The sequence below is a fragment of the Streptomyces sp. NPDC057617 genome (assembly GCF_042800555.1).
In the GTDB taxonomy this organism is placed as follows: Bacteria; Actinomycetota; Actinomycetes; order Streptomycetales; family Streptomycetaceae; genus Streptomyces.
Map to the genome: position 1 here is coordinate 253,993 of NZ_JBHVGV010000013.1, position 21,007 is coordinate 274,999.

22 protein-coding genes are annotated in these 21,007 nt (G+C 69.1%); 14 read left to right on the forward strand and 8 right to left on the reverse strand.

Annotated features, from left to right (window positions below):
- The first annotated feature begins 14 nt into the window (after window positions 1–14).
- On the forward strand, window positions 15–1,469 hold the full coding sequence (locus ACFU9P_RS28865) for a YibE/F family protein (protein ID WP_384086297.1): 1,455 nt from the start codon (window positions 15–17) through the stop codon (window positions 1,467–1,469).
- A gap of 76 nt (window positions 1,470–1,545) precedes the next feature.
- Here ACFU9P_RS28865 and ACFU9P_RS28870 read toward each other — a convergent pair whose 3' ends face one another.
- The 3 genes from ACFU9P_RS28870 to ACFU9P_RS28880 form a co-directional block, all read right to left on the reverse strand.
- Entirely contained in the window at window positions 1,546–1,980 is a 435-nt protein-coding gene (locus tag ACFU9P_RS28870; protein WP_376383223.1) for an SsgA family sporulation/cell division regulator, read from the reverse strand.
- Between the two features lie 565 nt (window positions 1,981–2,545).
- Window positions 2,546–2,764: a DUF5326 family protein gene (locus tag ACFU9P_RS28875; protein ID WP_376383225.1), complete on the reverse strand. Its 219-nt coding sequence runs from the start codon at window positions 2,762–2,764 to the stop codon at window positions 2,546–2,548.
- A gap of 217 nt (window positions 2,765–2,981) precedes the next feature.
- Entirely contained in the window at window positions 2,982–3,299 is a 318-nt protein-coding gene (locus ACFU9P_RS28880) for a cupin domain-containing protein (RefSeq protein WP_376383227.1), read from the reverse strand.
- A gap of 14 nt (window positions 3,300–3,313) precedes the next feature.
- On the opposite strand from ACFU9P_RS28880, the gene ACFU9P_RS28885 reads away from it, so the two are divergent.
- The 4 genes from ACFU9P_RS28885 (at window position 3,314) to ACFU9P_RS28900 (ending at window position 6,540) form a co-directional block, all read left to right on the forward strand.
- A complete protein-coding gene (locus tag ACFU9P_RS28885) occupies window positions 3,314–3,691 on the forward strand; it encodes a phage holin family protein (RefSeq protein WP_376383229.1) in 378 nt (125 codons plus the stop codon).
- 37 nt (window positions 3,692–3,728) lie between these two features.
- Window positions 3,729–4,850 (forward strand): cystathionine gamma-lyase, encoded by a 1,122-nt coding sequence (locus ACFU9P_RS28890; RefSeq protein WP_384086420.1) that lies wholly within the window; start codon window positions 3,729–3,731, stop codon window positions 4,848–4,850.
- Window positions 4,851–5,114: 264 nt separating this feature from the next.
- The gene (locus ACFU9P_RS28895) at window positions 5,115–6,008 is read left to right on the forward strand and encodes a LysR family transcriptional regulator (RefSeq protein ID WP_376383231.1); all 894 of its coding nucleotides are present in this window, start codon (window positions 5,115–5,117) and stop codon (window positions 6,006–6,008) included.
- Between the two features lie 52 nt (window positions 6,009–6,060).
- A complete protein-coding gene (locus ACFU9P_RS28900; RefSeq protein ID WP_046494291.1) occupies window positions 6,061–6,540 on the forward strand; it encodes an NUDIX domain-containing protein in 480 nt (159 codons plus the stop codon).
- A 127-nt stretch (window positions 6,541–6,667) separates the two neighbouring features.
- On the opposite strand, the gene ACFU9P_RS28905 is transcribed toward ACFU9P_RS28900, so the two are convergent.
- Window positions 6,668–8,317, reverse strand: a complete 1,650-nt coding sequence (locus ACFU9P_RS28905; protein WP_384086422.1) for a globin domain-containing protein — start codon at window positions 8,315–8,317, stop codon at window positions 6,668–6,670.
- A 734-nt stretch (window positions 8,318–9,051) separates the two neighbouring features.
- Window positions 9,052–9,693 (reverse strand): HAD family hydrolase, encoded by a 642-nt coding sequence (locus ACFU9P_RS28910; protein ID WP_384086303.1) that lies wholly within the window; start codon window positions 9,691–9,693, stop codon window positions 9,052–9,054.
- Window positions 9,694–9,769: 76 nt separating this feature from the next.
- Here ACFU9P_RS28910 and ACFU9P_RS28915 point away from each other — a divergent pair, with 76 nt between their 5' ends.
- From ACFU9P_RS28915 to ACFU9P_RS28925, 3 genes are all read left to right on the forward strand, one after another.
- A complete protein-coding gene (locus tag ACFU9P_RS28915; RefSeq protein WP_376383235.1) occupies window positions 9,770–10,309 on the forward strand; it encodes a DUF2269 domain-containing protein in 540 nt (179 codons plus the stop codon).
- Between the two features lie 5 nt (window positions 10,310–10,314).
- Window positions 10,315–11,307 (forward strand): GNAT family N-acetyltransferase, encoded by a 993-nt coding sequence (locus ACFU9P_RS28920; protein WP_384086307.1) that lies wholly within the window; start codon window positions 10,315–10,317, stop codon window positions 11,305–11,307.
- 113 nt (window positions 11,308–11,420) lie between these two features.
- Window positions 11,421–11,873, forward strand: coding sequence for a GNAT family N-acetyltransferase (locus ACFU9P_RS28925; protein ID WP_384086310.1), 453 nt, complete (start codon window positions 11,421–11,423; stop codon window positions 11,871–11,873).
- 70 nt (window positions 11,874–11,943) lie between these two features.
- Here the strand turns inward: ACFU9P_RS28925 and ACFU9P_RS28930 are convergent, their stop codons facing one another.
- On the reverse strand, window positions 11,944–13,353 hold the full coding sequence (locus tag ACFU9P_RS28930) for a serine hydrolase domain-containing protein (protein WP_384086313.1): 1,410 nt from the start codon (window positions 13,351–13,353) through the stop codon (window positions 11,944–11,946).
- A 191-nt stretch (window positions 13,354–13,544) separates the two neighbouring features.
- Between ACFU9P_RS28930 and ACFU9P_RS28935 the strand changes: the two genes are divergently transcribed.
- From ACFU9P_RS28935 to ACFU9P_RS28955, 5 genes are all read left to right on the forward strand, one after another.
- Window positions 13,545–14,921, forward strand: a complete 1,377-nt coding sequence (locus tag ACFU9P_RS28935; RefSeq protein WP_384086316.1) for a pyridoxal phosphate-dependent decarboxylase family protein — start codon at window positions 13,545–13,547, stop codon at window positions 14,919–14,921.
- A 36-nt stretch (window positions 14,922–14,957) separates the two neighbouring features.
- Window positions 14,958–15,578: a GNAT family N-acetyltransferase gene (locus ACFU9P_RS28940; protein ID WP_384086319.1), complete on the forward strand. Its 621-nt coding sequence runs from the start codon at window positions 14,958–14,960 to the stop codon at window positions 15,576–15,578.
- Window positions 15,575–16,210: a DUF6875 domain-containing protein gene (locus ACFU9P_RS28945; RefSeq protein WP_384086322.1), complete on the forward strand. Its 636-nt coding sequence runs from the start codon at window positions 15,575–15,577 to the stop codon at window positions 16,208–16,210. Before ACFU9P_RS28940 ends, ACFU9P_RS28945 begins: the two co-directional genes overlap by 4 nt.
- A 132-nt stretch (window positions 16,211–16,342) precedes the next feature.
- On the forward strand, window positions 16,343–16,738 hold the full coding sequence (locus ACFU9P_RS28950) for a VOC family protein (protein ID WP_384086325.1): 396 nt from the start codon (window positions 16,343–16,345) through the stop codon (window positions 16,736–16,738).
- Between the two features lie 388 nt (window positions 16,739–17,126).
- The gene (locus ACFU9P_RS28955) at window positions 17,127–17,690 is read left to right on the forward strand and encodes a DUF3291 domain-containing protein (RefSeq protein WP_384086328.1); all 564 of its coding nucleotides are present in this window, start codon (window positions 17,127–17,129) and stop codon (window positions 17,688–17,690) included.
- 344 nt (window positions 17,691–18,034) lie between these two features.
- Here the strand turns inward: ACFU9P_RS28955 and ACFU9P_RS28960 are convergent, their stop codons facing one another.
- Window positions 18,035–18,559 carry a DUF1877 domain-containing protein gene (locus ACFU9P_RS28960; RefSeq protein ID WP_384086331.1) on the reverse strand — a complete coding sequence of 175 codons (525 nt, stop codon included), beginning with the start codon at window positions 18,557–18,559 and terminating at the stop codon, window positions 18,035–18,037.
- A gap of 81 nt (window positions 18,560–18,640) precedes the next feature.
- On the opposite strand from ACFU9P_RS28960, the gene ACFU9P_RS28965 reads away from it, so the two are divergent.
- The gene (locus ACFU9P_RS28965; RefSeq protein ID WP_384086334.1) at window positions 18,641–19,018 is read left to right on the forward strand and encodes a hypothetical protein; all 378 of its coding nucleotides are present in this window, start codon (window positions 18,641–18,643) and stop codon (window positions 19,016–19,018) included.
- A 10-nt stretch (window positions 19,019–19,028) separates the two neighbouring features.
- Here the strand turns inward: ACFU9P_RS28965 and ACFU9P_RS28970 are convergent, their stop codons facing one another.
- Window positions 19,029–21,005, reverse strand: a complete 1,977-nt coding sequence (locus tag ACFU9P_RS28970; RefSeq protein WP_384086337.1) for a LysR family transcriptional regulator — start codon at window positions 21,003–21,005, stop codon at window positions 19,029–19,031.
- Window positions 21,006–21,007: the final 2 nt, after the last annotated feature.

Consider the following 21,007-nt stretch of genomic DNA (forward strand, 5'->3'; position numbering starts at 1 on the left):
GCGATGATCGGTCGGTGACCTCATCCCAGCAGACCCATGAATCGCACGGGCACTCGCACAGTCATGGCCCCGCCGCGCCGGTCTCCCAGCACCTTCGCAAGGTCATCGCGGCGGTTCTGATCCCGTTCGCGGCCGCGGTGGTCGTCGGTCTGGTGGTGCTCTGGCCGGGCGGCGCTCCGGCGCATGAACGTACGGGGGTGGGCTTCGACCGGCAGACCGAGCAGGGCCGGGTGGTGCAGATCCAGCAGGTCGACTGCAAGTCCGTGAACGCCGCCCAGGTCCCGTCCACCGGTGACACCTCGAAACCCCAGGGGCGCGAGGCGGACCGGGAGCAGACCGGTGACTGCAAGAAGGCCACCATCGAAGTCACCAGCGGCAAGGAGAAGGGCCGGACCTTCGTCGAGATCGTCCAGCCGGACGCACCGCGGCAGTTTCACGTGAAACAAGGCGTTGTGGTGGCATACGCACCCGACGCTCCCCGCGATCTCCAGTACTCGGTGACGGATGTCAACCGGAAGTTCCCCATGGCCCTGCTGGCCGGGATCTTCGCGCTCGCTGTGGTCGTGGTGGGGCGGCTGCGCGGGGTCATGGCGCTGGTCGCGCTGGCGGTCTCGTTCGCCGTGCTGACGCTGTTCATCCTGCCCGCGATACTCCAGGGCTCGAATCCGCTGGTCGTGGCGGTGATCGGGGCCAGCGCGATCATGCTGATCGCGCTCTATATGTGCCATGGACTGACGGCCCGTACCTCGGTCGCGGTCCTCGGCACTCTGGTATCCCTGCTGCTGATCGGGCTGCTGGGGTCGGTCTTCATCGGCTGGGCGAGCCTGACCGGCAACACCGACGACAACACCGGGCTGATCCACGGTCTCTATCCCGGGATCGATATGAGCGGACTGCTGCTCGCCGGGGTCATCATCGGTTCGCTGGGTGTTCTCGACGATGTGACGGTCACCCAGACCTCGGCGGTCTGGGAGCTGCATCAGGCGGATCCGTCGATGGGGCCCCGTGCCCTCTACCGGGCGGGTATCCGGATCGGCCGGGACCATATCGCCTCGGTGGTCAATACGCTGGTCCTGGCCTACGCGGGCGCCGCCCTGCCTCTGCTGCTGCTCTTCTCGATCGCGCAGTCGGGTGTGGGTACGGTCGCCAACAGTGAGCTGGTGGCGGAGGAGATCGTACGGACCCTGGTGGGCTCGATCGGTCTGGTCGCGTCGGTGCCGGTGACCACGGCGCTGGCGGCTCTGGTGGTCTCCGCCGACCGGGCGGGACACGGGGCGCCTCCCGTATCGCCGGCCCAGGCTCCCGGGACGGCGGGTCCCTGGTCCACAGGCCCGGCCGGTCCGGCGGGTACGACAGGCCCGGCAGCTCCGGCAGGTCCGGCGAGTCCGCAGACAGGGCCTGCCCTGCCGGTACAGAGCGCACCGGCGCGCGGGCTGGGCGGCGGCAAGGGCCGGCGCCGCAAGAAGTAGCAGTACGTTCAGCGCCGGCCGGGGCCGCGAAACGGCCGCCGGGAAGGATCACCCGTACGGCCCCGTCCAACCGGGCTCAGCCGGCGTTCTCCCCGGCCAGGATGCGGTCGAGCGCCTGCTCCAGATTGACCTCGAAGTCACCGAGCGTGCGCTCCTGCCCGAGCGGCACCAGCCGGTCCGTACGGTCGAGGAAGGCCACCAGCGGCGCGGCACTGACCCGGAAGAGCGCGTGATCGTCGCCGACCTGGAGGCGGATATGGACATCGGAGAGGTCCTCGGGCTCGGTCGGCGCGATATGCACATCACCGTCGCCACTCGGCGTGTTGATGCCGTCGAGCAGTAGCTCACGGCCAAAAGTCCAGGTCACAGGGGCATCGCCGGGCAGATGGAATGTCATGCGCACGGCGTAGGGATCCCTCACCTCGTAATGGAGTTCCACCGGGATCCGGAACGCCAGTTCCTCGGAGACGAGGAAGCTCATCAGGACCTCGGCCTGCACCGACTCGCGCATCGCTGTACTCCGGAGTAGATGAAACAGTGGCTGGGAATGATCCCCGTTGACCCTCTTGACGCAATCGTCCTGTAAGCGCTAGCAGATCACAAGGAGTAATTTTTCAGATACGGAAAGAGAAGGCGAGCGGGCTGACCAGCGATGCGATCCCGTTGCGTAATCGTTCCACCTCCGGAAGCGGTCGCTCCCGTTGACGGTGGAGCACAGAAAAAGCCACGGCCCGCGCCCTACATGGCAAGGCCGTGGATCGCGAAACCGTGGATCGGAAAGCAGACAATCGCCGCGCCTCAGGCCGACGATCTTGCCGCGACGATTCTGCAGGGCATGTCGACGATTCCGCACAGCGTGTTGTGGGGCCGTGGCCAAGGTCTCACCCCCGGGATGGTGACGGGCGAGGGCCCGCCCGCGGGGGCCGCCCCCGCGTGCCCGCCGCACCCCTGAGGGGGACTGGGGGACGGAGAGATATGTCACTCTAGGGGCAGGCCGGGGGCCGAGATGGTTTCTGGTTCACCTTTCCCTCGCGCGGGCTAACGGGCGTACGGCCCGCTGACTTACCGGTCGCCGCCTACCAGTCGCCCCGCGAGGACGACGAGGACATGAACTTCCGTACGACATAGATGAGTCCGCCGACGAGTGCCACAAAGATCAGCACCTTGAAGAGCACTCCGATCACAAACGCGACCACGCTCATGATCAGCCCGCCGAAGACCACGATGGCGATGACGGGCACCGCGATCCACTTCACCCACCAGGGCAGCCCCGTGAGTATCTCCCGAACCGCCATCGTCCTTACCTCGCTTCACCGAGTGGCACACGTATCCCCTTGCACCATCGATGCTAGAGCCGCCGGGGCGCCCATGGAGGCCGCGCGGCCCCCGCTCTCCCCTGATCCGACCCTGAGCCACCCCTGAGAAACGGAATCCCGAGCGACGCCGAGAGACCCCTGGAGACCCCGGGAGACATGGTCAGCCTTCGGGACACGGTCGGCTCCCGGGACACGGTCAGCTCTCGGGCGGCGAGAACACGACCATCACCCGCAGATCCTCCGTGATGTGGTGGAACTTGTGCGCGACTCCGGCCGGCACATAGACCACGCTGCCCCGGCCGACCTGGGTCGTCTCCATCCCCACGGTGATCGAAGCCCGGCCGCTCACGACGAAGTACACCTCGTCCTGCCGGTGCGGCTGCTGCGGGTCGATCTCCCCGGCGTCCAGCGCGTACAGGCCCACTGACATGTTGCGTTCGCGCAGAAACTGCAGATACGCCCCGTCGTTGGCGGCACGCTCCGCCTCCAGCTCATCAAGTCGGAATGCCTTCATGCCACGATCAGACCATGAAGAATTTCGTAGTCAAGACGATCGCCAACGCGGGCGCTCTGGCAGTGGCCATCTGGCTGGTCCCGGACATCACGCTCACCGGTGACAACACCGCCAACCAGGCCTTGACGCTGGTGCTCGTGGCACTGGTCTTCGGCCTGGTGAACTTCATAGTCAAGCCGGTGGTGAAGCTCCTGACGCTGCCACTGTTCATCCTCACGCTCGGCCTGATCACCCTGGTGATCAACGCCCTGATGCTGCTGCTGACCTCATGGCTCGCGGACAAGCTGGACCTGAGCTTCCAGGTCGACGGCTTCTGGACTGCCGTCCTCGGCGGACTGATCATCTCGATCGTCTCCTGGGCCCTGCACGTCGCGCTCCCCGACAATGACTGACCACCCCGTGACCGGCGGCAGCAGAGACACCGACAGCATGGACATCGGGGACGGTACGCGGGCCGTACGGGCCGGGCTGCCGGAGCCCGTGCCGTACGAACCGACCCTGCCGGGGCCGGTCTTCGCCGCCCACTACCACCTCCCGGGCGAGCCGACGGGCCCGTACACCTACGGACGGGACGAGAACCCGACCTGGACCCGTCTCGAACAGGCCATCGGCGAGCTGGAGGCGCCGGGGGAGTCCGTCGAGACCGTCGTCTTCGCCTCCGGCATGGCCGCGATCTCGGCGGTGCTCTTCTCGCAGCTCCGCGCCGGAGAGACCATCGTGCTGCCGGACGACGGCTATCAGGCCCTGCCGCTGCTGCGGGAGCGGCTGGAGGCGTACGGCGTGACGGTACGGACGGCGCCGACCGGCGGCGATGCCCAACTCGGCGCTCTCGACGGCGCCAGGCTGCTCTGGATCGAGACCCCGTCCAACCCGGGGCTCGATGTCTGCGACATCCGGCGCCTGGTGGACGAGGCGCATGCCGCGGGCGCTCTCGTCGCCGTCGACAACACCCTCGCCACTCCGCTCGGCCAGCGGCCCCTGGAGCTGGGCGCGGACTTCTCCGTGGCCAGCGACACCAAGGGCATGACGGGCCATGGCGATATCCTCCTCGGCCATGTGACCAGCGCGGATCCCGCGCTGGCGGCGGGGGTACGGCACTGGCGCAAGGTCGTCGGGGCGATCCCGGGGCCCATGGAGGCCTGGCTCGCGCACCGTTCGCTGGCCACGCTCCAGCTCCGCGTCGACCGGCAGTGCGCGAACGCGCTGACGCTGGCCCGGGCGCTGGAGGGGCGCGACGAGGTGACCGGGCTGCGCTACCCCGGGCTGCCGGGCGACCCCTCGTACCCCGTGGCCTCGCGGCAGATGCGGCGGTTCGGCTCCGTGGTCTCGTTCGTACTGCCGGACCGGGAGCGCGCCGAGCGCTTTCTCGGCGGACTGCGGCTGGTGGACGACGCGACAAGCTTCGGCGGGGTACGGTCGACCGCCGAGCGCCGCGGGCGGTGGGGCGGCGACGCCGTACCGGAAGGTTTCATCCGCTTCTCCGTCGGGGCCGAGGATCCCGAGGACCTGGTGGCGGATGTACTGCGCGCGCTGGCCGGGTCGGCTCGCTGAGCAGTGCGTTCGCCACAGCGTTCGTCGCCGCGATCGTCGCTGTGTATGTCGCGGGGACGCAGACGGTCCGAGCCTCCCCCCTCATGGCTCGGACCGTCCTGGGTTCCGTGCGTTCCACGCGCGGAGAACCGTTCGCCCAAGGCTAGTTGACTCTGCGTCAGTGTCCAATCACAGTAGCGACAGCAACCTATCGACTTATTTATAGTTGACGGTCCGAAGACGGCGCGGGGGCGTGGTACGAGACAGGAGAGCGGTACTCGGAACATGGACCTCGCTCTGCTGCGCACCTTCGTCACCGTCCACCGCGCCGGCTCCTTCACCCGGGCGGCGGCCCTGCTCGGCCTCTCCCAGCCCGCCGTGACCAGCCAGATCAGAACCCTGGAGCGACAGCTCGGCCGCCCGCTCTTCCTGCGCCAGGCCCGGGGCGTGACCCCCACGACGATCGGGGACGAACTCGCGCAGCGGGCGGCTCCCCATCTCGACGCGCTGGTCGAGATCGCCGAGACCGGCCTCGACGAGGAATCCGGCATAAGGACGCTCCATCTCGCCGGGCCGCCGGAGTTCACTTCGCTGCGCGCGCTCCCCGCGCTCGCCCCGCTCACGGCCCAGGGCCTCGCGCTGCGCACCTCGTTCTGCGGCAATGCCGAGGAGGCCCTGGACGGGCTGGCAGCCGGACACCACGATCTGGTCATCGCCACGGCCAGGCCCCGGGGCGGACTGTTCACCGCGACTCCCCTGTGCGACGAGGAGCATGTGCTGGTCGCCGCGCCCCGCTGGGCCGCGCGGCTGGGGCACACGGTGCTGCGCGAGGGGCATGTGGTGCTGGAGCGGCTGCCGGTGGTGGAGGTGCACGAGTCCCTGCCACTCGTCTCGCGCTACTGGACGGCCGTCTTCGACTCCCGGCCGGCCGCCGCGGGCACGGTGATCGCGCCCGATCTGCGGGCCGTACTGGAATGCGCGGTGGCGGGCGCGGGCCTTGCCGTACTGCCCCGCTATCTCTGCCAGGGGGCGCTGGAGCGGGGAGAGGTGGTCGCGCTCCTCGATCCGCCGGTGCCCCCGCTGCGTACCTACTTCCTGGTCGTACGCACCGGGACCCTCGCCCTGCCGCCGGTCGCGCGGGCGCACGAGTGGCTGCTGCGCGCCGCGGCGGACTGGTGACCGCACGGCGGGCGGGAGTTTCAGAACGGGTGGTACGGGCGAACCTCTTCCCATGACCGAACGGCCCGTGGTCAAGCGCACCGCACGCGCCATCCTGCTCGACGGGGACGATCTGATCCTCATCAAACGCACCAAGCCGGGGGTGGATCCGTACTGGATCACTCCGGGCGGCGGGGTCGAGACGGCGGACACCACCGTCGTCGACGCGCTCCACCGCGAAGTCCACGAAGAACTGGGCGCCAAGATCGTCGATGTGGTGCCGTGCTTCGTCGACACCGTGGAGCACATCGCCGGCGGCGGAGTGACCGGCGTCAAGGTGCAGCACTTCTTCGTCTGCCGGCTGGAGTCGATGGACACCTCGCTGCGGCACGGCCCCGAGATGGACGAGCCCTGCGGGGAGTACGAGATCGTCCGGGTGCCGTTCAGCAGGGTCGGGATCGCCGCCGTCCATCTCGTACCGCTGTCGCTGCGGCACTATCTGGACGGAAATATCGAGGGCGTGCGCGCGATGCACGCCCCCGACCTGGGCTGACGCCCTCGAAGCCGCCGGCCTGGGCTGATGGCCGCCACTGAGTCGTGTCCGTCGCTGATGGTCGCCGCCGAGTCGTGTCCGTCCGTGGGCCGGGCGCGCGGTGTCCGTCCGTGGGCCGGGCGCGCGGTCAGTTGGCGCCGGCCGCCACCAGCTCTTCGAGTGAGTCGTGGCGTATCCGCTCGGACGGAATCCCCGCGCCCTTGAGCGCGTCCAGCCCGCTGCGGATCATCCCGGGCGGCCCCGACAGATACGCGTCGTACTCGTGCCAGGGACCGTGCTCGCGCACCGCCTCCGGAAGCTGTCCCTTCAGGCCCTGGCTGGGACCCTCGGCGACCACCGGGCGTACAGAGAGCCAGGGGTGCTCGCTCTGGAGCCGCAGCATCGTCTCGATGTCGTACAGGTCCTGATCGCTGCGCGCGCCGTAGAAGACCTCGACCGGACGCCGGTGCCCGTGCTCGGCGACATCCTCGACGAGCGCCTTGATCGGCGCGATGCCGGTGCCGCCGCCCAGACAGAGCAGACCGTTCCGGCTGCTGTGGTCGACGGTCATCGAGCCGGCGGGCGGGCCGAGGCGCAGCACATCGCCCGGACCGGCGTGGTGGACAAGGGCGTTGGAGACCCAGCCGGCCGGGACGGCCTTGATGTGGAAGGACAGCAGCCCGTCCGGGCGCGGCGCCGAGGCGAACGAGTAGTGCCGCCAGACCCGGGGCCACCACGGCGTCTCCAGGCTGGTGTACTGCCCGGCCAGGAAGGGGTACGGCTGGTCGGGCCGGACCGTGACGACGGCTATGTCCGGGGTGCGCAGTTCGTGCGAGACCACTTCGGCCTGCCACCAGGCCGGGGCGTACACCTCGTTCTCGGCGGCGGCGTCGATCATGATCTGCGAGATGGTCGTGTACGTCCTGACCCAGGCGGCCTCGGTCTCGTCGTCCCAGGTCAGGAGGGCGTAGCGGGTCAGCGCGCCGATGAGGGCCTCGCCCACGGCGGGGTAGTGCGCGGCCTGGGTGCCGTACTTCCGGTGCCCACGCCCGAGCTGACGGAGATAGCCGGTCAGGATGTCCGGGGTGTCCATGTGCTCGGCGGCGGTGAGCAGGGCCTTGAGGAGACGGTCGCGCTGGGCGTCCATGGCCGCGGGGAACAAGCCGCGCAGATCGGGGTGGCGGACGAAGAGCAGCGCGTAGAAGTACGAGGTGAGCTGGTCGGCGACGGGCGCGACCTCGTCCAGCGTGCGGCGGATGAGGACCGCGTCGGGGGACGCGTTGGCGTCCTCGGCGAAGAGCGAGCCGGAGGTCTCGGGCGCGGGGGTGGACGGCTGCGAGGCCGGCACCTCGGGAGGCAGCGCGGCGGACACCGGAGCCTCGCGCGGCACCGGAGCTTCCTGGGGCAGCGGAGCCGCCTGGGGAGGCAGCGGACCGGCGCCCCGGGCCTCACCGGCGCGCGGTTCAGGGGAGCGCTGCTCACCGGCGCTCGGTGCGGCGGCGCTCGGCTCGGCTACGCGCGGTGCGGCGGCGCTCGGTGCAGAGGCGCCGGCATCCGTGGCTCGCGGCTGGGCCTCGGGCCCTGGCGCGGCGGGCGGCGGTCCGGCGGGGGTCTGTACGGCCGGGGGGCGCCCCTCGGGGGGCTGCTGTACGGGACCGGGCCGGACCGGGGCCTGCACGGAGGCTTGTACGGGGGCCTGCTGTACGGGCTCCTGCCGCGCGCCGCCGGATCGTACGGCGGCCTCCCCCGAGCCCGCGGGAGAGGCGGGCCGCGGTGCTCCGCCGGTCGCGCCCGGCATACCGGGGCCCTCGTGGACCGGCGGATGCGCGGCCGGTACGTCCCCGCCGCGCGGCCCCTTGGTGCGGGGCCGGAAGGCGTCGGGTACATCGTTCACGGGCGCCGGAGGACGGGAGGCGGCATCTGGCCGGCTGTCATGCCCTGCGGGGCCCTCGCGCAGCGGCCGTCCGGGACGCGCCGCCCCGGAACCCACCGGGCGTATGGACGCAAGTGACCGGCTCGGCACGGGTATTCGCTCCCGGCCGGCCGCCTCCGGCGTGCCGTCCGCGGTCCGCTCCGCCGTACCGGAGTCCGTGCGGCCGTCGCCGCTCGGCGCTCTGCGGGGAGCGAACCAACCGCCCCTTCCGTTCCCTCCGGAAGTGCCGTTGTCGGCCGACGTGGTGGTCGGAGCGTCCATGGTGTGCCTCGCCTCGAACATCTTTCGGTCGGTCTGCGCACTTCCGCTGGCCCGGAATACGCTAGCAATTCCCCGCTCTGACTAGGACTGTTGGCAGCCCACATTAGCCGCCGCCATACCCCTGACCGGGGTTGGAACCGGCAGAGTGTGAGATTGACCGCTGTCCCTGCCGTCGCAGCATGGCAGGAAGTGTCAGCGCATGGGACAAAGAGCGCGAAGTCCGGCCATCCACACCGGATTTACCGTTAGGCTCCATTGCTCCCGTGCCCATTCGCGGTTTGCGGCCGCGTTTTCCGCGGCACCTCCGGGCCAGCGTATTACTGCCGCGGGGGCCCCACTTACCGTACGGGGCAGACGAGTTGGTACGCCTCGCGCAGATCGCCTCCGCTGTACGTGTGGGTGGCCAGCCCGGACAGATGGTGGTCCGCATTCACCGCCACCGCCCTGGGCACCACCGCAAAGATCTCGGCGTCCGACATGGAATCACCGTAGGCAACGCAGTCGTCCAGCCCTACCCCGAACTCTGCACACAGCCGGTTCGCGACCTTCACTTTCGCCGCCGGGCTGAGAATGCCCGCGCGGTCGACCGGCTCGGTGAAAGGCACCACCGGCCAGCGTGAACCATGGGCCGCGTGCGCACCCCAGTCCAGCAGCCGCGTAACAAAGAAGTCGGGCGAGAGGGAAATAACGGCACAGTAATCACCTTGGCTCCGGATATCCGCCCAGACCTCACGGATTCCGGCCAGCCAGGGCGCCCCCTCAAAGGCCGCCGACACCTGCGCCACGGTCAGATCGGCCCAAAGCTCCCGCGCCCGCACAGCGAACTCGTCGGGGGCCATCCCCCGGGAGAAGAAGTCGGCCTCCAGCTCGGCGATTTCAGCGCTCAGCCCGAGCTGCCGGGAGATCTCCACAGCGGCGGCCGATCCACGGATGAGCGTTCCATCGAGGTCAAAGAGATGCAGTCTGCGTACGCTCGCCATGTACGCCGAGGTTAGTACGTACGGTTACTCCCGTCGTCAGACGCCCTCCCGCCGGCCGGACGGCACTGTGTTTCACGTGAAACCACTCACGCGGCCCGTCCGCCGGGCGCTCCTCGTTGTCCATGTCGCCACCTCTGTGAGCTGGCTTGGGCTCACCCTCGGTCTGCTGACGCTTGGTGCCACCGCCTTCATCACCGATGACCCCGCCACCACCCAGGCCTGCTACGAGGCCATGAAGATCCTCGCCAACTGGCTGATCGTCCCGGTGGCACTGCTCGCCCTGGTCAGCGGGCTGGTGCTCTCGCTCGGTACGCCTTGGGGCCTGGCCCGCCACTGGTGGGTCTGGATCAAGCTCTGGCTCACTCTGATCACCTTCGTGGCGACGGTCTTCGCACTGCGTCCGACCATCAATCGCGCCGCGGACATCGGGATATCCGACATCAGCCTGGTCGCCGCGCCCATCGTGGCAAGTTCCGCGTATCTCTTTATGACCGCGATCTCGGTGCTCAAGCCCTGGGGCCCGACCCGGCGCGGCCGACGCCATCGGATCATGACCACTTCCCGCACCACTTCCCGCAAACTGGTGGACGAACGATCATCGACTCCGACAGCCTGATCCCCATGCCGACAGCGACACCACTCTCCGCACTGCCGATCCGCCGTCTGACCATGAACGACCTCATGTCCTGTGCGGACCTCGCCGAGGACCGCGGCTGGGCGCGGGAGGAGCGCAGGTGGGGTCTGCTGCTGACGGCGGGCACCGGATACGGCATCGACGATCCGGAGGGCAGAGGGCTGGCCGCCGTCTGCGTGGTCACCTCGTACGGTTCCGCGTACAGCGCCTCGTACCGGTCCTACGGGTCCCCGAGCGGCTCCTCGTACGGCTCCCGCTCCGGGAACGAGACCTCGCACCTCAGGGCGTACGGCGGCTCGGGCGACCAGGGTCTCGCCGCGATCGGCATGATGCTGGTCGCCGGACGCCATGCCCGGCAGGGCCTCGGCCGCCGGCTGATGACCCATGTACTGCACGAGGCGGGGGACACTCCGCTCGTCCTGCATGCCACGGAGTACGGCCTGCCCCTCTACCAGCAGCTCGGCTTCACCGGCGTCGGCGCGACGGAGACGGTTCTGGGGCACTTCAAGGCCCCGGAGCCGCTGTCGGTACCGCAGACTCAGGCGATGACCCGGCCCGCGACCGCCGATGATCTGTCGGCCATCGTCCGCCTGGACAGCGAGATCTTCGGTGTGGACCGCACCCATATGATCGTGCGCCTCCCCGTCTTCGCGGACCATCTCAGGGTCGCGGAGGACGGCTCAGGGCTCATCGGATACGCGGCGGTCTGGCCCACGCCCGCGGCGGATGTGATCGGCCCGCTGATCGCCAAGGACACCGAGACGGCAAAGGCCCTTGTCAGCTCCCTGGCCGCGGCGACCGCCGATTCCGGCCGGCCGGTGCGTACGGCGATCGACATACGCCACGAAGAGCTGCTGGCCTGGGTGAAGGACCGCGGTATGGAACCGTCCGCCCGGACCACCACGATGGTTCATGGCATCCCGGATCAACCGGGCGACTGGACCCGGCGGTTCGGACCGCTGAATCTGGCAACGGGCTGAACTGGCGGCGGACCGTGGCGGTGCGACCGGTCGGCCAGGAGCGCCCGCCAAGCCCGTGGATCCCTTGGATCCCGTGGATCCCGCCGCTGAGACCCCGGCGTACCCTGCGGATCATGAGTGATCCGGAGATACGGCCCGCGGCCCCCGACGACATCCCCGCCATTGTGGCCATGCTCGCGGACGATCCGCTGGGTGCCCAGCGCGAGTCCCCCGACGACCTCGCCCCGTACATCGCGGCCTATCAGCGCCTCGCGAGCGACCCGAACCAGCATCTGATGGTGGCCGTACGCGATGGCCGGGTGGTCGGTACGCTCCAGCTCACCATCGTCCCTGGACTCTCCCGGCGCGGTGCCCTCCGCTCGATCATCGAGGGGGTACGCGTCCATCGCGATGAGCGCGGCAGCGGGCTCGGCACCCGGTTCATCGAGTGGGCGGTCCATGAATCCCGGCGCCAGGGCTGTCAGTTGGTCCAGCTCACCTCCGATGCAAGCCGCATCGACGCCCATCGCTTCTATGAACGGCTGGGCTTCACCGCCTCGCATCTGGGCTTCAAACTCCAGCTCTGAACCCCGAGCCCCGAAGAGCCCGCCGGAGAGCATCCGGCGATGCCTGTTTCACGTGAAACATCCGCTTGTTTCACCATGTCGAACCGCGCCAGCCACCCTCGTCCACCCCGCCGGGCACATCCGCCTCGGGGTCATAGGGATGGCGGGTAAAGGCGAACGAACCGAGGTCGAGATGGTCCACCGAGCCGTCCGGCCTGCGCACCACCCGCAAGGTCTCCCCCGCGTAGTAGCCATCGAGCCCCGTCCAGGTGCCATCCGGCTCCGCAGCAAAGCGCGAGCCACGCCCACCGCCGCGCAGCGGATACAGCTCCACCCCTCGGTCCGCCACCAGCTTCAGCCCAAAGGCAGAGGTGCCCCAGTACCACGGTCCGGTGAGGTCCAGCAGCTGCTGGTCGACCTCGGGCAGTGGACGCCAGGGCTCCGGGATCCGAGGCTCGGCATCGGCCACAATCCCGATGAGATCGGCGGCGACCGCCCCGGCCGCCGGTCCCGAGGTGGCATTGGCGAGCACCACGGCCCCCACCCCGTCCGCCACGCTCACCCACAGGGTGGCGACAAAGCCGGGCAGTGACCCGGTATGGCCGGCCAGGCTCCGGCCGCGCCGGCGGGCAAGCTGTGTACCGAGACCGTAGCCGCCGTCCCACTGCCCGGCCTCGGGCGGTGCTGACGGGGTCCGCATCTCCCGTACGGACTCGGCGCTCAGCACCGTGTCGTCGCCCTCGGCAAGGAAGACGGCGAAGCGGCAGAGATCGGCGGCGGTCGACCAGAGCTGTCCCGCCGGGGCCATCAGCCCGAGATCCATGGCGGGCTCGGGCAGCATCACATCGGCCCAGGGATGCACGGCCCAGCCTCCGGCATGCGGGGCGACGGGCTGAGCGGTCGTACGGTCCATCCCCAGCGGCTCCAGGACCTCCCGCCGCAGCGCCTCCTCCCAGGACACGCCCCGTACGGCCTCGATCAGCGAACCGAGCAGGGTGTAGCCGGGGTTGGAGTAGTGGTGACGGCGTCCGGACGGATGGAGTGCGGGCCGCTCGCCGAGGACATCGGAGAGTTCCGGGCGTGACGTGCCCGGCGTCCGCTCCCACCAGGGCGCCGGGGTCTCGGCGGCCAGTCCCGCGGTGTGGTCGAGAAGCTGGGCGACGGTGACCTCGCCCACTCCCGTGCCCGGCAGGTGCTTCTCCAGAGGGTCGCTGAGATCGAGCAGCCCTTCGTCGCGCAGCCGCAGCACCAGTACGGCGGTGAAGGTCTTGGTGATCGACCCGATGCGGTACTGGGTATCTGCGTCCGGGGCATGCCCGTCCACACAGGTACGGGAGCCCGTCCAGACCATCCGTCCCTCGCGGGCCACCGCGGCGACCAGCGAGGGCGCGCGCCCCTCGGACTGCGCGAGGGCGATGCGGTGCAGCAGGGCTCGTCGGGTGCCGGGCAGCAGCTCTTCGTAGGGCGATGCAGGCGATGGGGACGATTCAGGCGATGTCATGAGCCACATCTACCGGTGCCGCCCCGCCGAGTCGACTCCATTTCGCGGACTGCCGAACGGCCGGTACGGGCGAGTCGACGCGCGTTGCGCGCCGCTTGCGGTCCGGCCCGTATACGTATTCCCGCGTACACCCGAGTCGTACATCCGAGCTGTATGCCCCTGTCCGAGTCGTATGCCCGGGAAGGCTGACCGTGGATCTTCGCTACTGGCTGCCACGTGCGGTGGATGTGGCCGAGCAATGGGGCGAGCGGTTCGGCCCGTACGAGCCGCATACGGCGCACCGGGTGAGCGACGAGGCGTTCGCCGAGGCGTTCGGCCGCTTCGCCAAGCGGATGGACGACAACTACCCCTTCTTCCATCCCCGTTACGCCGGGCAGATGGTGAAGCCGCCGCATCCGGCCGCGGTCGTCGGCTATCTCACGGCGATGCTGTTCAACCCCAACAACCACGCCGCGGAGGGCGGTCCCGCGACCACCGAGATGGAACGGGAGTGCGTCGCGGCCCTGGCCGAGATGTTCGGCCTGCCCGCGCATGTCGGGCATCTCACGACGAGCGGCACGATGGCGAACCTCGAAGCGCTGTATGTGGCCCGGCGGCTGCATCCGGACCGCGGGGTCGCGTACAGCTCGGAGTGCCACTACACGCACGAGCGGATGTGCGAGGTGCTGGGCGTCGAGGGCCACCGGGTGGCGGTCGACGCGTACGGGCGGATCGATCTGGACGCGCTGGAGAGCCTGCTCAGGACGGGCCGGATCGGCACGGTGGTGGTGACCACGGGCACCACGGGTCTGGGGGCTGTGGACCCGGTGCACGAGGTGCTGCCCCTGGCCCGGCGGTACGGGGCGCGGGTGCATGTGGACGCGGCGTACGGCGGTTTCTACGCGCTGCTCGGGCGGGCCGACGCCCCCGAGGGGATCGACCCGAGGCCGTGGCAGGCGGTCGCCGAGTGCGACTCGGTCGTGGTGGATCCGCACAAGCACGGCCTCCAGCCCTATGGCTGCGGGGCGGTGCTCTTCCCGGATCCGCGCGCGGGCCGGCACTTCGCGCACGACTCGCCGTACACCTACTTCACCGATGCCGAGCTGCACCTGGGCGAGATCAGCCTGGAGTGCTCACGGGCGGGTGCCGCGGCGGCCGGGCTGTGGCTGACCCTCCAGCTCCTGCCGCTCACGCCGGACGGGTTCGGGGCGATCCTCACGGCCAACCGCCGCGCGGCGCTGCGCTGGGCGGATCTGCTGGAGGCCTCGGACGCCCTGGAGCTGTACCAGCGGCCCGATCTCGACATCGTCAACTACTTCCCGGTGACCCGGCCGGCCTCGCTGTCCGCCGTCGACGCGGCGTCCGGACGTCTGCTGCAGGACGGCATGACCGCTCATCAGGAGCCGGTCTTTCTGAGTGTGCTGCGTACGGACGCCGAGGCGTTCGTACGCCGGCATCCGCGGATCGTCCGCGACGCCGATGCGGCACGGGTAATGCGCAGTGTCCTGATCAAGCCGGAGGCCGAGCACTATCTCGACCGCCTGCACGCCCGGGTGGAGCAGCTCGCCGTACGCGGCGAGGAGCGGTAGCGCCACGGCCCCCGCACCGCCTTCCGGAGGGAACCGTTGTCCACGATCGAAAGTCCGCCGCGTGGTGTCCCGCGCCGTCCTGCCAGGCCGGACACCGATGATCTGGCCGCGCTGCTGGCCGCGGCCTTCCACGACGATCCGCTGACCCGCTGGATCATCCCGGACGGCCGGCGCCGGGCGGAGCTGCTGCCCGGCCTGTTCCGGATCTTCGTCGAGGTCTCGCACGACTACGACGGGGTGGCCGTCTCGCCGTGCGGCGACGCGGTGATGCTGTTCCTGCCGCCGGGAGCCTCGAAGGAGGTGGACGAGCGCGGGGAGGAGCTGGAGCGGCGGTTCGCCGAAGCCCTCGGGGAGTACGCCGAGCCGCTCGGGACCATCGTCAGGCTCCAGGCCGAGCGCCATCCGGCCGGACCCGACCACTACTACGCGTCGTTCGGCGCGGTCCGCCCCTCGCGGCAGCGGAACGGCCTGCTCTCGGCGCTGCTTCAGGAGCTGATCGACCGAGCCGACCGGGAGGGCCGTCCGGCGTACGCGGAGGCCAGTTCGCCCGGTGGCGAGACGCTCTGCCTCCGGCAGGACTTCGTACAGCTTGGCGACGACATCGTGCTGCCGGACGGCGGCCCGTCGCTCCGGCCCATGTGGCGGGACCCGCGATGAGGGGCGACGAGCAGATCCGGTTCTGGACGGCGGCCGAGGTGGCGGCGGGTGAGGTGCCGGAGCGCCATCTCCACCACCTCCGCGAGGTCCTGGAGTGGAGCGGCGACTTCCTGGTGTCCGGCCATCCCGAGCTGGGCCGCAGCGGCCCGGTGTGCCCGTACACCCAGCCCTCGCTGCGCAAGCAGCTCTTCCACCTGGCCGTCCTGGCCGACGCCGGGAGTACGGACCTGTCCGCGGCCGTCGGCTCCCTGCGGGCCTGGTACGAGCGGCTCTCGGCCGACCTGGACGAGGAGGACCAGGAGCTGCTGACCCTGCTGCTGGTGCTGCCGCACTTCGACCGTACGGACTCGGGCGAGCTGGACGAGCTTCAGCGCAAGGCGAAGGACGAGTTCGTGGCCGACGGCCTGATGATCGGCCAGTTCCACCCGGTGTGCGAGGAGCCGGGCCTGTGGAACTCCGGCTTCCGCCCGCTGCGCGCTCCCCTGCCGCTGCTGGCGGTCCGTAAGCTCCTCGTCTTCGACCTGCCGTTCCTGCTGGGCGACGACACCCACATGGACCACTACCTCCGCCGCTTCGCCCCGGCCATCCCGGCCCGCGTCCGCGACCAGCTGGTCAGCCGAGTGGTCGCCTGACCCCACCCGAGCCCCGGTGCCCCGCCCCCTGCCGACGGAGCGGGGCACCGGCCACCGCTGCCGCTGCCGGCAGAGGGGCGGCCGCCTCTAGGGTGTGCATCGCGAAAGTCGACCGATCGGCCCGGAGGTGCCATGTCCTTGCGGATGAAGTTGACGGCGATAACACTCGACTGCCCTGATCCGCAGGCTCTGGCGGCGTTCTATCAGCAGGCCACGGGCCTCGAACCCCACCCGAAATCCGACGCCGACTTCGCCGGTCTCAGCCGTGAGGACGGCCTCTTCATCGGCTTCCAACGGGTCGACGCCTACCGGGCCCCACGCTGGCCCGACCAGACCGTCCCCCAGCAGTTCCACCTCGACTTCGCGGTCGACAACCTGGACGAGGCCGAGGCCCGGCTACTGCAACTGGGCGCGGGCAAACCGGACCACCAGCCGGGCGGAGACAGGTGGCGGGTCTTCACCGATCCGGCGGGGCATCCCTTCTGCGTGGTCGGATACGGGCCAACTCAAAACCTTGAGGCCCTATAGATCCGGATAGATGCAGGTTCCGCGTTTCGGTGTCACATGCCGATGCTGTGAGCTGGTCGTTCTGACGGTTCCGCGTTCTGCGTCACCTTGATCGTTCCACGCTCGGTGTCAATTCCCGGACGGTGCGGGCTCCAGACGGCTCGCGACGTGCGGAGCAGAGGGCTCCGACCAGGCTGTCCAAGGACCTGGGCAAGAGGCCACTTGGACAAGGAAAAGGCAACTTCGACATGGCCCGCAAAGGCAGCTACTTTCACCTGGCCTTCGGCGGTCGCCCATGGTCGTACAGGGGTTCCTTCAGGCTGAGTTGGTCACGCCCCACGAATCCTCGCCCCATGCGTAAGCCACCGAACCGGGTCCACACCAGGCACCGCCAACCAGGGAGAGACGCATGCCCCATCTTGCTCTGTACACGTTCGGCGTCCTGAAGTCGCCCCTCACCGATCCCGCACGTCTTACGCGGGAGTTCCACGAGAGCGGTGAGGCCGCCTACCGGGAGATCGGCCAGCACCCTGGATACCTCGCTCGTGCTGAAGCGGCAGATCGCAGCCTGGGCGCACGGACGGATTTCGACTCGGACTGGGGTGAATGGGGAGAGTTTGCTGTTCCGGCCTGGTACGGGAAAGGCCGCACTGTGGAAACCACCGCCCTGGCCGCGACCCTCTCACTCTGGACCGACCTGCGCCCCGCCTTCGACTCCATCTACGCCGGTCTGCACCGCGCGGCGCTCAACAGGCGTTACGACTGGTTCGAGAGGACAGGACACCCGGGTTACGTGTTCTGGTGGGTCTCCGACGGCGTGATACCCACCTGGCAGGACGGGGTTTCCAGGCTGGAGCACCTCCACGACCACGGCTCAGCGCCGCACGCCTTCACCTTCCACGACTCGTTCGCACCGGACGGAACTCCGACCAGAATCAAAGACGGACAGATGATACGGAACCGTGGAATATGATATCGGAACGCGGAACCCACAATAGATTGCAGGGTCTCGCGGCTCATGACATCGGGCGGTGACGTGACCTGCAGTTTCTCCGTTTGTCTCAGGGGTTGGCCGGAGGGTTCAGTCTCACCGCCGTCTCATTTCCTGCGGGGACGTCGTTGGCCAAAGCGATCACGTGCGCCCCGAAGGGCCCGACTTCGAAGTGCCTCAGCGCATGTGGCGGAGTGCACCATGGTGCGGTGACGAGCAATCACAGGACCAGGCGGATGGCGCATCGTGTCACTGCCTGGCGGAGACCTCGGTGTCTGGTCTGGTCCTGGGCCGAGAGAGAGCCAGTCCCGTGCCGTGGTCTGAGGTCAGTCCCACCACAGCACGACAAGCAGACCCCCGCCGGCTGCCTTCCCGTAGAACTCGCGCAGGGCTATGAAATGGCCCAGCAGATACTCCCTCGGACCGCCAACGACCCCCTCGGCCCCATGGCCGATCAGCGAACCCGCTTCCTCGTTGTCGGCTGGGAGCGCCGCCAGAATCGCCTCGATGTCGATCTCGCCAATCAGCGCCGAAACATGAGCGACTGCGGCCGCCGAGAGGGCCGTTGGAGCGGGGCCGAAGGCGCCGATGGCATTCGGGTGCGTGTTGAGGAAGCCCAGGTCGAGTGCGGTGTCGCCCTCGGTGGCGTGCCTGAGCGCATTCAGGTGGATGGTGTCGAGCCGCGCCAACTCACAGGCACGTTCCAGCATGGCCGGCGCCCAGTCCAGATCCAGACAGTCGGAAGACGGCGGATCCCACTGAGGATCGCCGTCCGGTGATGCGTTGGCTGACTGACGGCAGGCGGCAAGGTAGTCCGCCGTGACTCTGACAAGTTGCTGGGTGACGGCCACAACGGCAGTATCCCGAAGGCGTTCGCGTACCGCGCATTGAAGTCAGTTGTCCTCGGCCTGCCGAGTTGGAATGCTCCTGCGGTGGTCAGCACGAACGAGGAGCTCCCATCCGAGTCCGGATGGGATGGCTCCTACTATCGCGTCCGAACCAACGGCTTCGAGGCCCTCTTTCTTCCCAGTCCTGATGAGATGCTCGACGAGGTCTGCAACGTAGACGCTGAGGTCCATCTTCCTGACGGCTCGCGCTGGAGTGCGACGATCTTCACCGTGGCCGAGGTCAGCCGGTTGATGAGGCGGTGGGAGGAGACCGGGGAGGCGGCGGGCGGCAGGTGCTTCTGGTGCTCGGACGGGCTCATCGTGCGGGACCCGGGCATCGCCGGGATAGTCGACGTGATCGCCCAACTTCTTGCATCGGGAGAGTTCGACGGGGCCTTTCACCGCCTCGACGATTCGGCTTGAATCTCAGAGCTCATGACTGTGCACCGCGTTGAAGTGTCCGAACTGCTCGCAGAACTTTCTTCCCCAAAGGCGTCAACGCCATCGGGCGCCCGCGTTCGGCCCTTGTCAGGAGCAGCCCACCCAGCTCCCGCTCGATCCGGTTGATCTGTGCGACAAAGGTGAAGGCGTTGAGACTGAGACCGGTCGCGGCGGCACCGAGGCTCGGATAGGCAGCCGCGGCGGCGAATCTGCTGAGGCGTTCGAAGGCGCCTTGGCCGCTGAGCGCTGGCCGAAGGATGCGTGGCGCTCGGCTGGCATCGTCGATGGCGCGAAGTGCCAGGTCGTGGCTGGCGCCTCCGCGTGATCGAAGTGGGACGTTGTGGGTCTTAGCCCACCGGGCCATGTTCGCGGTGCTCATGCCTTTCTCGCAGGCGAGGTCGGGCAGAGTCCGCAGGCGAACGACGTACTGCTCGAACAACCAGTCCCGGTCGACGGGTCCCCGGCGCTTGTAGTCCTGGGCACCGTTGCGGAGCGGGACGCCGTACTCGCGGGCGAGGTCGATCAGCACCTTGCGGGAGAAACCGGTGAGTTCGGCAATCTGCGGAAGAGAGCGGTGTTCGTCCACGTAGAGGCGAGTAAAGGTCTCTCTCGGCACCTTCAGCCGGGCCTTGTAGCGGGTGTGGCCCGTGGCCCTGGCCGCAGTCTTCGTTGGCGGGAGGGCGGGAGCCGGCTGCTCTTGCAGGATCAGGCGGATCGCCTCGACACTCGTGCCGAAGGCCTCGGCCGCGTGCTGGACTGGATTCTTGCGCTGGCGGATGAGCTGGTGCAGGCGGGGGACGTCGATCTGGCCCGGATCGGGGCCGGGAAGGTCGAGCCCGGTCAGCAGGGTGAGAGGTGGCTGCCAAGTCACCGGTTCTCGGTGGATGCCGTGGCTGGCAAGGAAGTTCCGGGCTTCTTCCGTCAGTGCCTGGGCGAGTTGGGGGGTCTGGAGGGCCGCATAGCGGGCGCTGACAGCCCGGAACTGTGCCTCGTTGATGCCGAGGTAGCCCGGGGCGACTTCGGTGGGAAGACCGCTGATGCGATGGAAGAGCTCGCAGCGGGCGACCATCTCGCGGCGCCCGGTGTCGGGCGAAGTGCCAGTGCTGCGACAGATCTCCCGCCAACGTTCGTACGGCAGCAACTCGGTGTAGTCCAGGCGGCGCCGCCGCCGGTAGTCGATCGGCACGTCGACGGCGTCGAGATACTCGGCCACTCGGACGAGAGCGGTGGTCATCGTGGGCCAGCACGGATGGTCGTCGAGCACCTGGAAGACGCGGGAGATCTCGGTTCCGTCGATGACCGCGCCGAGGTGGTCGGCAGCGTCGTCAAGGGTGATGTTGCTGCCGATGATCAGCAGTGAGGAGGCCAGCACGGGGGCGAGGACGCGGGGATAGATTCCGTCAGGCGGAGTGAGCGGGACGGCCCAGGAAGGCCAGAACGTGCTGGGGATCTTTCGGGCTCGTCGTGCCGTGGCGCGACCTGTCGTCCTCGGACGGCTCGGCAGGGGCGTGACCGTGCGATAGCGGAGCTGTTCGCTGGGACGAAGCGTGGGGGCGAGGGCTGCCAGGTGCACTCCTTGCAGGACAGGGGTCAGACCTCGTCCCCAGCTGTCGATGCTGGCGCTGATCTGCCAGAGCTCCTCGCGCATGGCCTCCAGCAGGACCCTCATCGTCTCGCCGGCCTGGGGGACGTCGCGCTGGTCGAGAACGTGCAAGGCGATGGTCACAGCGACGGCGGTGCTCACGGCCCTCGGCGGGGACATGAAGCCAGGCCGTTCACCGGCCCGGTCCGTGAGCTGGGAGACGGGATCGGGGGTGAGGTGAGCGGTGACAAGGTCGGATGGGACGAGATCAGCAAGGTAGGGCATCGGAAGATCTGCCAGCACCCGGCCGCTGATGGCGCGGATGTCCGTCAATGCCTTCTGCGTCGGCTGAGGGTTGACTGCGTAGGCGCCGAAGTCGGCGGTCACAG